The following is a 13,736-nucleotide window of genomic DNA, read 5'->3' as shown; positions in this document are numbered from 1 at the left end:
CTATCCACGAAAGTTGACGTGCATCACCGTGATGTGCTCGCGCTCGATGAGCTGGCGCATGCGTTCGAGATCCATCCGTTCGCGTGGCGGCACGATGACGAGCCGCGCGCCTTGCGTAAGCGGCCATAACGATTGCCAGAACGCTTCGTCGGGGGCATGTTCCGCGCCTTGCAGCAGCGAGTCGCCCTGGCCGATCGGCGCCCTCGCCTGCATCGATTCCAGGCGGTCCAGCACGTCGATATGCTGCTGGAACACGATGGTTGGCGCATCGCCGTCGCCGCCACGGCAGACCGCGCAAACGGGCGAGACCGGCGAAACGCCATCGGTCACGCAATCGTTCGGCCAATACGCGTGACAGCCACCGGCATCGTCGTCGCAGCACACGACTTTGGCGTCCGTTTCCGTCAGACATGCCAGATACGCGCGTTGGGCGATCACCGTGCGGGCGCCGGCGGCGCGCAGCGTCGCGGCCAGTTGCGCGCAGTCCTCGCCGGGATCGAGCATCAAGCACACACCGCCCGCCTTGAGCACCGCCAGAATCGCCCGCACCATCGCGAGCGATTCGGGCATGAGCACCGCGCAGACTTCGAGCGGCGCCAGCCCCTGCTCCTGGAGGATCACGGCGAGGCTGTCGGCCTGACTGTCGAGTTCGCCGTAAGTCAATTCGTCGTCGCCGAATTTCACGGCGCGCGCACCCGGATTGAGTTGCGCGCGAACTTCAAAGCGCCGATGGATGGGTTCGGGAGCCGCTTGCGCAAGCGTCATGGCATGTCGCGCGGCAGGCTCGCAGCACGCATCATGCTGTTTCGCGTCGCTCTCATGAGGATGCCGAATGATTTCCTCGAACATCGTCCAGTCGAGCGCCGTGTGCGGCGCGCGGCACACCAGCGCATCCCCTTCCATCACAACGTGATGCTCCGTGAGCCACCGGCCCACGTCTGGTCTCTCGTTCATGGTCGTTCCCCTTACGTGTGACGATCCAGCCCCGCGCCTCTTATCCGTCCCCACTGGCGGCGCTTCGTCAAATCGCGTCGATCTGCCCCAACGGAGCGACGCTCCCCTCCAGTTCGGGTGCACTCATCTTGCCGACGCGACGCCGGTATGCACTCTTGTGCTTGCGCATGTTGTCGGTCAACTCCGAGATGACCTCGGTAGCAGCAAACACGATCTGGTTGAAATTGAAACCCGCGCTGATCATTTCGCGGTAAAACGATTTAGCGAGAATGCGCGCCATCTGGTTAGGCGATTGCGCCGACTCCGCGACGATTTCGCCGATGGTCTTCTGGGTGCTGCGCGTCAGCGCCAATTGAGCGAAGCGCGACTTGAGGATGTGCTGCATCTGGATAACCTGGATCGATCGGGCGATCACGAGCGACAGCAGCCCGAACAGTTGCAGATCGTCGGCGCCAAAACAGCGCGCTGGCTGCCGCTGACGCGCGCGGATCACACCGATCACCTTGCCTTGCATCTCGATCGCGGAAAACATGCGCGGATGCTCGCCATCGACACTCGCTTCCAGCACATCGCCGAAGCCCGTACCGGGCCTCAGCCCCATCTCGTGCACCTGATCTTCGCTCAACATGACGATCGCACAGGCGGCGTCGAGCACTTCACCGGCCTTGATCGCCAGTTCGTTGAGGCAGTCGTCGATACTGCCAGCGGACTCGATCTGGTTGAAGGTATCGCGCATTCTCGTGATGACAATCTGGCTCTCGTTCATCGCTCAGTCATCCTTATTAATTGATGGTCATCCTCGACTACGTTTGCCACCGTGTATTACCCGTTGTCCGATTCGATGCGTGTTTGTTTCGAACCGGTTTAATTGATGTTATTGGATAAATTCCGTTGCATCCGCCATATTCCCTAAAGTTTCAGACACGATTTCCGCGTTGCACAGCCAGCACTGCGAACATGCCCGTGCCGGGGGCGTTTCGCCATTTTGTTTCATCAATGAAGCATTTTTAGCGGGAATGCTTCATAGGCTGCCAAAAGCGTGAAAACGGCGGCAGACGCCGGAAGCCACGATGCCAAAATCCGCCAAAAAAACCTCCCTTTCCGACGAAATGCAACCTGTCAAAAACGTGACAAGTATGATGCAACGCAGCGGATAACTAGATTCGCAAGCCTGAACGGGAGACCGCGATGAGCCTGAGAGACTGCGCCAAAACGGGGAACCACGCACTGACGGATGCGAACATCGTGTCCGGCGTCTGCACAAGGAATCGCATCGCGATTCTCATTCTGGAGGCGTGCCCGCTGAGCGAAGCGGCTTCGGTTGCGGAAACCTGGCAACTGGTCAATGACGCGCTCTCGTGGTCGGACAAGGCCGCGCACCGCTACGACGTACACGTGCTTTCGACCGAAAAGGACAACGTTGCCTGTGCGTCGTCGATCCGGCTTCTCGCCGAGAACATTGGCGAACACGATCCGCGTATGTTTAAAGCCATTTTCGTGGGCGGCGGCAACACGACGTATGAACCCGAAGTCGTCGACTGGCTGCTTCACGCCGGGCCCGAAGTCGAACTCATCGCCATTTCTAGCGAGATCGATGCGCTGCTGGCCCAGGTGCGACCCGGCGCCGAGCCGCCGGCAAGCCGCGCCGGCGCACGAAACACGCGCGTGACATCGGCAATTGAACGCGTGCTGGCGATGGCCGAACGCGACTTCGGCACACTGGTGCGGATCCGCAGCGAGATGCTGCGTGCAAAGCTGCCATCGACACGCAGCGGCGGCAGGGTGCCGAACCTGCGTGGCGCGCTCGCACTGAGCGAGCGCATCGAGGCCTCGCTGCTGTGGATCAAGAGCAATCACGCCGGCTCGGTGTCGATTTCCGAACTGGCCCGGCGCGCATCCATGAGCGAACGTAATTTTCTGCGGCGCTTCAAGGCCGAGGTCGGCCAGACACCGCGCGAATATCTCGCACGGGTGCGGCTGGAAAACGCGCAACTGCTGCTGGTCCAGACCGATCTGCCGGTCGACAAGATCGCGCGGCGCTGCGGCCTCTTCAACGGCGATCACCTGCGCCGCTACTTTCTGAAATACCTCTCTGTTTCGCCGCTGGAATATCGCTCGCTGGCGCGCGAACGGCCCATCGTCAGCACCTCGACCGAAGCGCTCAATAGCGGCGTTTGACATCCAGCTTGGCAACCCGGCGAAGAACACGCTGGAAAAATCTCAGTCAGAACAGGAAAAATAATGAAGACTCCTGATCAAATTGAAACGCTTGAGCAGAATGCTTTGTCAAGCCACGAAGCGCCAAAGCCCGGGCTGCCCGTCAAGGCCCCAATGCCTTTGGCCAAGGCGCCCTTTGCGCCGCCTGCCGCGCATTCTACGCAGCGAACCGCAAGCGGCATCTGCTTCGATTTCAACCTGGGTTGCCGGATCACGTTGCCCGCCGGGGACTGGCACGTGAAGCTGACGGATCTCGATACCGGCAACGTGCTCTATGAAACCCACATCGGCGCTGGCGCGGTCACGAGCGCAAAGAAGTACTACGTACGCTTTGGCATCGAGATCCACGATCGCGCGCATGCGGGCATGCGCCCGGTTGTGAGCCACCGCTACGACGCTGCGGGTCAGCCCGTGCTGATCCAGTTCCCGGTGGGCACGCTCGGCGATATCGTCGGCTGGTTTCCGTATGCGGTGAAGTTTCAACGGCAGCACCATTGCCGTCTGACTTGCGCGATGTCGGCGAAATTGATTCCGCTCTTCGAGAACGCCTATCCCGAGATCGAATTCATCGAACCGGATGCAGTACGGCCCGGGCGCTATTACGCAACCTACAATATCGGCCTGTTTTTCGACGATCCAGCCGGCGACTGGCAGCCCTGCGACTTCCGCCACACCGGCCTGCACCGCACGGCCGCGTTCATTCTGGGCGTCGATCCCGCGGAAACGCCTCCGCTGTTGGCGCTCGACGATGAACGACGTCCTGTTGACGAGCGCTATGTCTGCATCGCGACGCAAAGCACGACGCAGTGCAAGTACTGGAACAATCCGGAAGGCTGGCGCGAGATCATCGCATTCCTGAAGGCGCACGGCTATCGCGTGGTCTGCATCGACCAGAAAGCGGTCCACGGGCACGGCATCGTGTGGAATCACATCCCGCATGGGGCCGAGGACGAAACCGGCGAACAGCCGCTGACGGAACGCGCGCGCTGGCTGCGGCATGCGGACTTCTTCGTGGGTCTGTCGAGCGGATTGTCATGGCTCGCCTGGGCGGCGGGTACGCCGGTCGTGCTCATCAGCGGTTTTTCCAGCGCCAGCAACGAGTTCTCGACGCCCGCGCGCGTGATCAATTACCACGCGTGCAACAGTTGCTGGAATGACCCGCGCGTGCGCTTCGACCACACCGATTTCCTCTGGTGTCCACGGCACGCCGGCACGCCGCGCCAATTCGAATGCACCCGGCTCATCACCGCCGCGCAAGTAAAACAGGCGATCCAGCGTCTGCCGGTCTTCACGGCGCTACTTCAAACCTCGCCGGCTGCCGACGAGAAAGATTAGACGTCCATCCCGAACGCCTTCGCTGTACTTCGTTCTATCACAACTACTATCGATCAATTATTTCGTTATGCAAATCAATAAGAAAAAACAATTTTGGAAAGTGTTTCAAAAAGCGCCGCTGGGCCGCGGCAGAAGGCGAATTAAAGACCCGGCGACATCACTCTGTTTTAAAACCCGTCCGTGCGGGATCACGCAGGGAGACCATCATGAAATCGATTACTTATCGCCGTAGATTCTGCGTACACATGTTCGGGCGGCGCACGCAGCGCATGTCCCGATTGACAGCACTGCTGCTTTCGAGCGTCATGGCAAGCGGCTGGTCGCCGGGCGTCAGCGCGCAGTATGTCGTCAGCGCCGGGCAAACCACATCAGGCGTGGTGGTTCCAACGAGCGCCGATCAGACCCAGTGGGTATACAGCGGCGGAACGGCCATCGCCACCGTAGTCAACAGCGCGGGCACACAGCAGGTCGCGGGCGGAACGGCGATCGGCACGTTCGTCAACGACGGCGGTACGCAGGCCGTCGTCGACAGCGGCACCGCCAGCAGCGCGACGGTGCTCACGGGCCTTCAGTACATCGCCGATGGCGGCAGCGCCACCGATACGCTTGTCAATGGCCTGGGCGCCGTACCGGTGGCGGCGCAGATCGCCGGGTATGCACTCGCGGCCATTGCGGGGAATGGACCGTTCAGCATCTCGGCGATCCCGTCCGCGCCCGATGGCGTGACCATCGTGGTGAGTTCCGGCGGCTCGGTGCAGAGCGCGACGCTCGACGCCGCCCTGCAGTTCGTCGATAGCGGCGGCACGGCGAGCAGCAACACCATCATCGCGGGCGTGCAACTCGTCAATAACGGCGGTACGACGCTCGATAACGCAGTGCTCGGCGGCATACAGATCGTCAACGGCCCCGGCAGCACCGCCAGCAGCAATTCGCTTGCAGGCAGCGTGCAGGTGGTGGGCAATGGCGGATCCACGACTGACAATGTTCTCGTGGGCAGCGTGCAGGCGCTCGAACTGGGCGGCTCCGCCACCAGCAATTCGCTCACGGGAAGCTATCAATTCATTGGCTACGACAGCACCGCCACCAGCAACACGCTCAAACTCAGCGCGCAGGATATCGGCTACGGCGGCAACGCGGTCGACACCACGCTCGATCGCAGCGTCCAGACCGTCGGCTCGGGCGGCACCGCGACCAGTACGGTAGTCGATTACGCCGGCACCCAGCATGTATTTGGCGGCAACGCGATCAACACCGAGGTCAACAGCAGCGGCACGCAGATCATCGCGAGCGGCGGCGTGGCCACCAGCAATAGCATCAACGACGGCGGCGCGCAGTATGTAGCCGACGCGGGCAGCGCGGTGGCGACGGTGGTGTCCAGCGGTGGCAATCAGTATGTTGCCGGTGGCGCCGCGCTCGGCAATCTCATCGATGGGGGCACGCAAACCATTGCCAGCGGTGGCATCGCCACGGCCAACAGCATCGCCAGCGGCGGCGTGCAATACGTCGCGAATGCGGGCAGCGCGTTCAACACCGTGGTGTCGAGCGGCGGCAATCAGTATGTGGTCGGTGGATCGGCAACCAGCAATAGCATCGAAGGCGGTGGCACGCAAACCATCGCCAGCGGCGGCGTCGCCACCAGCAATAGCGTGCTCGCGCAAGGTGCGCAGTACGTGGCGGCCTCGGGCAGCGCCGTGCTGACGTGGGTTGGCGACGGCGGCGAACAATACGTCGTCGGGGGCGTCGCGAGCAGCAATACGATCGACACCGGCGGGACGCAGACGGTGACCGGCGGCGGCATCGCCACGGCCAACAACATCGCCAGCGGCGGCGTGCAATATGTCGCGAACGCGGGCAGCGCGTTCGACACCGTGGTGTCGAGCGGCGGCAATCAGTTTGTGGTCGGTGGATCGGCAACCAGCAATAGCATCGAAGGCGGTGGCACGCAAACCATCGCCAGCGGCGGCGTCGCCACCAGCAATAGCGTGCTCGCGCAAGGTGCGCAGTACGTGGCGGCCTCGGGCAGCGCCGTGCTGACGTGGGTTGGCGACGGCGGCGAACAATACGTCGTCGGGGGCGTCGCGAGCAGCAATACGATCGACACCGGCGGGACGCAGACGGTGACCAGCGGCGGCATCGCCACGGCCAACAACATCGCCAGCGGCGGCGTGCAATATGTCGCGAATGCGGGCAGCGCGTTCGACACCGTGGTGTCGAGCGGCGGCAATCAGTATGTGGTCGGTGGAGCGGCAACCAGCAATAGCATCGAAGGCGGCGGCATGCAAACCATCGCCAGCGGTGGCGTCGCCACCAGCACCAGCGTGCTCGCGCAAGGGGTGCAATACGTCGCAAGCGCCGGGACCGCGCTCTTTACGACGGTCAATAGCGGCGGCAGCGAATACGTGGCCGGTGGTCTCGCATCCAGCACGCTACTATCGGGCGGCACGCAGTATGTGGCGAGTGGCGGCGTGGCGACCAGCACGAGCGTCGACAGCGGCGGCCTGCAATACGTCGCGTCGGCAGGAAGCGCCAGCGCCGCGGCGATCAATCGGGGCGGTGCGCAGAACGTCGCCAGCGGCGGCACGGCCATCGGCACCACGGTCAATTCTGGCGGCGTCCAGTATCTGACCAACGGCTCGGTGGTCACCGACACGACGCTCAATGGCGGCACGCAAAGCGTCAACGCCGGTGCTCTCGCAAACGTTACGACCGTCAATACCGGTGGCGTCCAGGCCGTCAACAGCGGCGCGCTCACGAACGGTACGGTCATCAACGACGGCGGCTCGCAGATCGTGATGGGCGGCGGGGTCACCAGCAGCTCGGTGGTGAATGGCGGCGGCACGCAGAACATCTTGGGAACCGTTGTGAGCGCAACGGTCAACAGCGGCGGCACCCTCATGATCGGCCAGGGCGGCACAGCGGGCACGCTGGCCGGCGACACGCATAACAACGGGACGCTGGTGTTCAATCTCGCAGGCGCCTACACCTACGACGGCGCATTCACGGGCAGCGGCACGCTCGTGGACGCCCACAGCGGCACCGTGGTCCTGAACGGCGCGAGTTCGGCCTATAGCGGCACGACGCAGGTGCTCGCGGGCACGCTCGAAGTGGGCGACAGCGCTCATGGTTCGGCGACGCTGGGCGGCAATGTCGTGGTAGGCGCAGCAGGCACATTGCGCGGGCACGGCACGATCGGCGGCAACGTGCTCAACGACGGGGTCGTCAGCCCCGGCGGTTCGATCGGCACAACGACTATCGCCGGCAACTATCAACAGTCTTCCAGCGCCGCCTTGCAAGTGGAGATCAGTCCGACCTCGGCGTCACAGCTCGACGTGATGGGCAACGCCACCCTCGCAGGCACGCTCGCGATCGTCTATGACGCGGGCAGCAGCGCCGCGTCGAGCGCCTATGGACCCGGCACCGTGACGCTGGTTAAGGCGGCGTCGATCACGGGGGTCTTTGCGGGCGAGCCGGCCGCCATTGTCGAGAGCGGCGCCAATCTGGCCTATGTGGTGCCCAGCGTCGCCTATAAGGCCAACGAGGTCGATCTCATCCTCACACCGATCGACACGAGCATCTATACCGCGATGGGCTCGGCGATCTCGCAGGTCGCGCAGGAGACCAACGCCGCGATACTCGATCGTGTCAGCCGGCTGTGTCGCACCAGCAACGCAAGCGACTGCATCGCCGGCGACGATCACGTGTGGATCAAGGCCATCGGCGATTACGCGCGCACCGACAACAACGGCGGCATTTCCGGTTATTCCGCGCGCCAGTATGGTTTCATCGCTGGCTACGATCATCGTATCGGGCGCTACGACGTGGGCGGCACGCTGGCTTACAGCCATGTCGACGTGAGCGAAGCGCAGACCCCCGACACCGGCACGGCTGACAGCCTGCGCTGGTCGGCTTACGGCGGCATGTGGACCGGCCCTGTCAATCTGGCCGCGACAGTAGGCCTGGGCTACGACTTCATCGACCAGAAGCGGCCATTCGATACCGCAACGGGCACGGCAACCGGCAGCCATAACGGCCTTGAAGTTACCGCCGCCGGGCAGGCGAGCATGCCGCTGCCCTCGCTCGGCGGCTTCGTGCTGATTCCGCGCGCCGGATTGCGATTCGCCTATTTCCACGGCGATGCGTTCAGCGAATCGGGAGCCGGCGCACAGAACCTCATTGTCGGCACCGACAACATCCAGAGCGTTCAACCCTACGCGCAACTGGCGCTGCGCTACGCATTCGGCAGCGAGTCGATGCCCTCGCATCTGGAAGCGTATGTGGGCTACGCGCGCGAAGTGGGCACGACCAATCGCGCCGTATCGGTCAGCGCGCAGGACGGCACGTTGTTTACGGCAAGCGGCGTGCCGCTGCCGCGCAACCTCGTCACCGCCGGCGTCTCGCTGAATATGCGGGTGACCCGCTCGTGGTGGGTTTCTGCCGCTTTCGACACCCTGCTCCACACCTCGAACGCGTCGATCAAGGCCGGCAGCATCAAGGTGGACTACCGGTTCTGAAGCGCAGTTCGATCGGGTTCTGACGATCGCTTGAAGATGCCTGGGAGACCGTAATGAATGTACCGTTCTTTTTTGCTTCGGGACTCGCGCTTGGCGTGAGTCTCGCTGCGCCCGGCGTGGCGCAGGCAGATGCCGTCGAGCCGCAAGCCCCCTCGGCCGCCACCGCGCTGCCGCGAACCTCGACACCGCCTGCACCGATGCGCGAGTCCCGCTACGACAGCGACAACCCCGACGACGACAGCGCCGCGCACGCATCGGCGCAGCCACCGGAACCCGCCGATGCGCACAGCGAGGCGCCGCCGATCGACGGCGAGCCGATTGCGCTCACCGTTTCTGCGCTGCCCGATTCCGTGGCCGCCGCCGACGCGGCCAGCACCGGCGAGGGCGCCGCGCCAGCTTCCCCAGTATCGGCAGGCGCCGCCAACCCGCCAGGCGCCTCGCCAAACGCGCTCGACGAGCCGGCGCTCAGCTCGCCACTCGCCCAGGAGCTGATCTCGGGCTTCTATTCCCGCATCAACGTGCTGGGCTACGGCATTCTGCAGGACCCGGTGAATTCGACGCTGAACCCCAACAACGCGCTCGCGCTACATCGCTACGAAACGCAATTGACCTTACGCCCGGACTTCAATCTGAACTTTCGCCAGCTTGAACTCGGCATCAAGCCGCGCTTCGAAGCGGACTGGAGCCGTGTGCAGAATGGCGTCCAGGGCGGAACGGACCTCACGACCGCCACCGCCTATATCAACGAATGGATTGCGCGTTATCGCGTGACTGATCAGTTGCTGGTGAGCTACGGCCGGGAAAATCTGCAATGGGGCCCCTCGCAACTGCTCTCACCATCGAATCCGTTCAATCAGAATAACGGCAAGAACAATCCGGCGATCGAGCAGCCCGGGTTGGACTACGGGCGCGTCGTAGTCATTCCGAACGCCTCGTTCACCGGCTCGTTCATCGCGAACACCGGCGCAGGCCGCCTCAACGATAGCGGCGATGCAAGCGGTCCATTCCACAAAGCCTACGCGGGCAAGTTCGACTACACGGGCGAGAAAGCCTACGCCTCGCTGATCGTCTCCAAACGCGATACGACGCCCTGGCGTATCGGGTATTTCGGCGGCTGGAATCTCTCCGACGCGCTGCTGCTCTACAGCGAAGGCAGCGCCGCGCTCTCCACCAATCCGGCGCTCCCGCATCCCGACTTCGATCTGCTGGCTGGCGCGACTTACACCCTCCTCAACGGCGCCATGATCACGGGCGAATATTTCCACCACAATGCGGGCTGCACGCAAAGCGACATCGCACAGTGCGTTTCGCCGCTTGTACTCGATCCGACCAATCCGTATCCGCGCCGCGACTATCTGCTGCTTCAGTACGTCGATACCAAACTCGTGCGCAACGTCAGCCTCACCGTGCGCCTGATTCAGGATCTCAACGATCATTCGACGCAATTGCTTTCCGACCTCGAGTACGAAGTGGGACAAAACTGGCTGATCTATTTCGTGCCATCGGTGACATTCGGCCCGAGCCGCAGCGAATTCGGCAGTCTGGTGCGCTATTCCCTCTTCGGGGGGGTGTCGTTCACGTTCTAGGGTTCGCGCACGGGTTTGCGGCACCCGTTCGCGAATCCATGCTTGCCCCTCAGACCTGCGGTTCGAGTCCCGAAGACGCCACCGTCTCGGGCGCGCATGGCGCAGTCTGGTCCGATTTCACGGCGTTCGCCGCGTTCACCCATTGCGCAGATTGCGCCGCCTGCGCGACGGGCAACGCAAACGGTGCGCCCGCCATGCGCCGTGCGTCGGCGCGATACGCGGTTGCCGTGGTGGAGAGATGTTTGCGCAACAGCTTTGACAAGCGCCCGCCACACCCAATCCCACAGCGCTCCGCGATCTTGTCCACCGGGAAGTTCGTTTCGACCAGCAGACGGCAACACATGTCGAGCCGCGCGTACATCAGGTATTCGGAAGGCGTCACGCCAATCTCGATCTTGAAGCGCCTGAGGAAATTACGCTCGCTCATGGCCGCCACGCGCGCCGCCTCGCGCATGACGACCTGCGTACTCGCGTTAGCCAGCAGCCAGCGCGCGGAAGCCTGAATACGCTCGCTCACGAAATGCTCGGCGTTTTTTCGCACGATGGCCGTGAATTGCGTTTCGGCGGGCGGCGCAACCGCGACGGCGATCTGGTTGACGATCTCCGCGCCAAGATCCGCCTGGATGACGTCGAGCGCCATGCGCAGCGGCCCGACGAAGTTGGCGTATGCGCCGGCCTCGGCTGACCGCTGCGCGCCGTGGCGCGGCCCATCGCACGGCCCGCGCGCATGAAGCGCGGAGGTGCCGTTGGATGCGTCGAGCAAGAGGCGTCCCTCGGCGATCGGCAACGTCATCCGGCAACGCGGCACCGCCTGGCGCAACCAGCCGACGAGACGCGCATCGCACAGCGCGTGCTGTGCGCCCGCGCCGCCCATGATGAAGAGCGCATCGAAGCCTTCGCCGTGGTGACAGGCGTCGATGCTCTCGGTCCAGACCAGCATGGTGGACGAACTCGCAATCATCCCGCCCGCCGCCGAAAGCAGCCTCAGGTGATAGATCGCGCTGTCGCTGCGCAACGAGCGCGACAGCGCATTGGCCAACTCGAAAGCGCGCGCCACGGTGATGGCATCCTGTGGCGCAAAACCGTTGAACAATAAGATGCCGATCTGCCTGACCGTGCGGGCATGCCGCGGCGCGCTGGTCCGGTTGGACACCACGCCAGATACATTGGAAAGGCGCTCCATGTGTTTTCCCCTGTTGTGCCGGCAACTGGCGTGCAATGCGCAGCCAGTCCGAAGTGCAACTCGCATTTTTCTGACGCTGACCTGAGCCGGCAGGCATAGCCTGCGTGGCAATGCTCAGTCCCGCTGCGGGCGCTCGGCGTGCGCAATGGCGTCTTCAATCAGACGGCAATCGTCATCGCCCAGCATTTCGCCGTGCGCGCGAACCAGATCGTCGAGCGAGCGCGAAAGCCGTCTCATATAAACCGGTGACGGCGTGGCGAGCGGCCAGACCGACATCAGGTACGCGAGCGGTATCACGAGTCTGCCCTCGCACCAACGCTCGAACAGGGTTACGCAGCATGCCTCGATTCTTGCCGCGGGGTCGGGCTGCGCCTTTCGTTGTCTGATCATGACAGGTCCCCTCCTACCTCACACTTCGCATCAAGGAGTGGCGAGCGACCTCATGCACCTGCGCATCGACGGGAAGCGCAAGCGGCGTGATACGAAGGCACTCACCGAACACTTCACGAGGAACTTGAAAAAACTGCTTTCGATTCCCCCCGCCTCCCTTTAGGCGAAAGCTTTTTTGACCAGTCTTTTTGTCTGATGTTTGTGATATTGTTAAGCTGTACGAATGTTTCTTTTTATTTGTGCGTTAGCCGCTATTACGCTCTGGTTTTATTCGTTTTGCATATGCAACAAACTGGATGTTGAATTCGTAAAGCGGCACGGCAAATCTGCTCGATGCATCGAATCCGGCGTTTCTGCGAACGCCCTGTCAGCGCTGGCGGACGTCGCGACGCGCACCAGAAAATCTCCATGGCACTTCGCAACCATCATCCCATTTTATGCACTGCTGCGCCGCAGCATAGTGAAAAATAACACTTCCGGTGTGAGTATTGTCGGAAAAATATGTATTGTTGGCGGAAGGAAACCAGGCCAAGGTTACCGGCTCGGTTCATGCCATTTTGTGGGGCATTACGGTGCACTAGTAACGAACGTTTTTACCCGTTCGACGTTGCGTCGAAGGCAGTGGTCACGGCAAGGTGCTATTAGCCGCTCAACACGGGCAAATGCAATCGGTCGCGCACGGCTTCGTGCGCGACCTTATCAGCGATGCCCGGCTTCAAGCCTTGACGGCACGGGCCGCACTTCTGCCGCGTAGCCATTCGAGCGCAAGCAGCAGACAGGTCGAGAAGACGATCAGGATCGTCGCCAGCGCGGCAATCGTCGGGCTGATGTTCTCGCGGATGCCGGTGAACATCTGACGCGGCAAGGTGGTTTGATCGGCGCCCGCAAGGAACAGCGTCACGACCACTTCGTCGAACGACGTCGCGAACGCAAACAACGCCCCCGAAATCACGCCCGGCGCAATCACGGGCAAGGTGATGCGAAAGAACGTCGTGACCGGATTCGCTCCCAGCGACAGGCTCGCGCGCACGAGATTGTGATTGAAGCCCGCAAGCGTGGCCGACACCGTCGTCACCACGAACGGCACGCCCAGCGACGCATGCGCGAGAATCAGCCCAATATACGTATTGGCAAGACCAAGCGGCGCGAAGAACAGATACATGCCCACGCCCACCACCACCACGGGCACGATCATCGGCGAAATGAGAATCGCCATCAGCAGCGACTTGCCGCGAAAATCGGCCTTGTTCAGACCGATGGCGGCGAGCGTGCCCAGCACGGTGGCCACCAGGGTCGCGAGCGGCCCGACGATAAAACTGTTCTTCGCGGCCATGCGCCACTCGTCGGACATCACGAGGTTTTCATACCAGCGCAGCGACCAACCCGGAATCGGATAAACGAGGAACGTGCTCGACGAAAACGAGAGCGGCACGATCGCCAGCACCGGCAGGATCAGATACAGCAGCGTGAGCACGGCAACGCCGCGCAGCGTGAAATACCAGACGCGTTCGATGCCCGACGTATGCGGGGCAAACAGCGGTTTTGCGAATTTCATGTCGT

9 protein-coding genes are annotated in these 13,736 nt (G+C 62.6%); 4 read left to right on the top strand and 5 right to left on the bottom strand.

What is annotated here, in order from left to right:
• Both F4827_RS17155 and F4827_RS17150 read right to left on the bottom strand, forming a co-directional pair.
• Positions 1-954 carry an AMP-binding protein gene (locus F4827_RS17155; RefSeq protein WP_183725218.1) on the bottom strand — a complete coding sequence of 318 codons (954 nt, stop codon included), beginning with the start codon at positions 952-954 and terminating at the stop codon, positions 1-3.
• Between the two features lie 67 nt (positions 955-1,021).
• A complete protein-coding gene (locus F4827_RS17150) occupies positions 1,022-1,720 on the bottom strand; it encodes a hypothetical protein (protein ID WP_183725215.1) in 699 nt (232 codons plus the stop codon).
• A gap of 422 nt (positions 1,721-2,142) precedes the next feature.
• Between F4827_RS17150 and F4827_RS17145 the strand changes: the two genes are divergently transcribed.
• The 4 genes from F4827_RS17145 (at position 2,143) to F4827_RS17130 (ending at position 10,603) form a co-directional block, all read left to right on the top strand.
• Positions 2,143-3,132, top strand: coding sequence for a helix-turn-helix domain-containing protein (locus F4827_RS17145; RefSeq protein ID WP_183725213.1), 990 nt, complete (start codon positions 2,143-2,145; stop codon positions 3,130-3,132).
• A 63-nt stretch (positions 3,133-3,195) separates the two neighbouring features.
• On the top strand, positions 3,196-4,506 hold the full coding sequence (locus tag F4827_RS17140; RefSeq protein ID WP_183725211.1) for an autotransporter strand-loop-strand O-heptosyltransferase: 1,311 nt from the start codon (positions 3,196-3,198) through the stop codon (positions 4,504-4,506).
• A gap of 206 nt (positions 4,507-4,712) precedes the next feature.
• Positions 4,713-9,017 carry an autotransporter domain-containing protein gene (locus tag F4827_RS17135; RefSeq protein WP_183725209.1) on the top strand — a complete coding sequence of 1,435 codons (4,305 nt, stop codon included), beginning with the start codon at positions 4,713-4,715 and terminating at the stop codon, positions 9,015-9,017.
• A 53-nt stretch (positions 9,018-9,070) separates the two neighbouring features.
• On the top strand, positions 9,071-10,603 hold the full coding sequence (locus F4827_RS17130; RefSeq protein WP_183725208.1) for a hypothetical protein: 1,533 nt from the start codon (positions 9,071-9,073) through the stop codon (positions 10,601-10,603).
• A gap of 49 nt (positions 10,604-10,652) precedes the next feature.
• On the opposite strand, the gene F4827_RS17125 is transcribed toward F4827_RS17130, so the two are convergent.
• The 3 genes from F4827_RS17125 to F4827_RS17115 all read right to left on the bottom strand — a co-directional run bounded on the left by F4827_RS17125 (position 10,653) and on the right by F4827_RS17115 (position 13,731).
• A complete protein-coding gene (locus tag F4827_RS17125; RefSeq protein ID WP_183725206.1) occupies positions 10,653-11,786 on the bottom strand; it encodes a helix-turn-helix domain-containing protein in 1,134 nt (377 codons plus the stop codon).
• Positions 11,787-11,900: 114 nt separating this feature from the next.
• A complete protein-coding gene (locus F4827_RS17120; RefSeq protein WP_183725204.1) occupies positions 11,901-12,176 on the bottom strand; it encodes a hypothetical protein in 276 nt (91 codons plus the stop codon).
• Between the two features lie 715 nt (positions 12,177-12,891).
• On the bottom strand, positions 12,892-13,731 hold the full coding sequence (locus tag F4827_RS17115; protein ID WP_183725202.1) for an ABC transporter permease: 840 nt from the start codon (positions 13,729-13,731) through the stop codon (positions 12,892-12,894).
• Between the last annotated feature and the right edge of the window lie 5 nt (positions 13,732-13,736).

This window comes from Paraburkholderia bannensis (assembly GCF_014200455.1).
Lineage (GTDB): Bacteria > Pseudomonadota > Gammaproteobacteria > Burkholderiales > Burkholderiaceae > Paraburkholderia > Paraburkholderia bannensis_A.
Note: the sequence above shows the minus strand (reverse complement) of the source record. Positions and strands in the feature narration are given on the sequence as shown.

What these genes read in the sequence shown, in the direction of transcription:
- F4827_RS17130 (WP_183725208.1), top strand. Translation starts at nt 9,071, where the DNA reads ATGAATGTACCGTTCTTTTTTGCTTCGGGACTCGCGCTTGGCGTGAGT.
- F4827_RS17120 (WP_183725204.1), bottom strand. Translation starts at nt 12,176, where the DNA reads ATGATCAGACAACGAAAGGCGCAGCCCGACCCCGCGGCAAGAATCGAG.
- F4827_RS17125 (WP_183725206.1), bottom strand. Translation starts at nt 11,786, where the DNA reads ATGGAGCGCCTTTCCAATGTATCTGGCGTGGTGTCCAACCGGACCAGC.
- F4827_RS17115 (WP_183725202.1), bottom strand. Translation starts at nt 13,731, where the DNA reads ATGAAATTCGCAAAACCGCTGTTTGCCCCGCATACGTCGGGCATCGAA.
- F4827_RS17140 (WP_183725211.1), top strand. Translation starts at nt 3,196, where the DNA reads ATGAAGACTCCTGATCAAATTGAAACGCTTGAGCAGAATGCTTTGTCA.
- F4827_RS17145 (WP_183725213.1), top strand. Translation starts at nt 2,143, where the DNA reads ATGAGCCTGAGAGACTGCGCCAAAACGGGGAACCACGCACTGACGGAT.
- F4827_RS17150 (WP_183725215.1), bottom strand. Translation starts at nt 1,720, where the DNA reads ATGAACGAGAGCCAGATTGTCATCACGAGAATGCGCGATACCTTCAAC.
- F4827_RS17155 (WP_183725218.1), bottom strand. Translation starts at nt 954, where the DNA reads ATGAACGAGAGACCAGACGTGGGCCGGTGGCTCACGGAGCATCACGTT.
- F4827_RS17135 (WP_183725209.1), top strand. Translation starts at nt 4,713, where the DNA reads ATGAAATCGATTACTTATCGCCGTAGATTCTGCGTACACATGTTCGGG.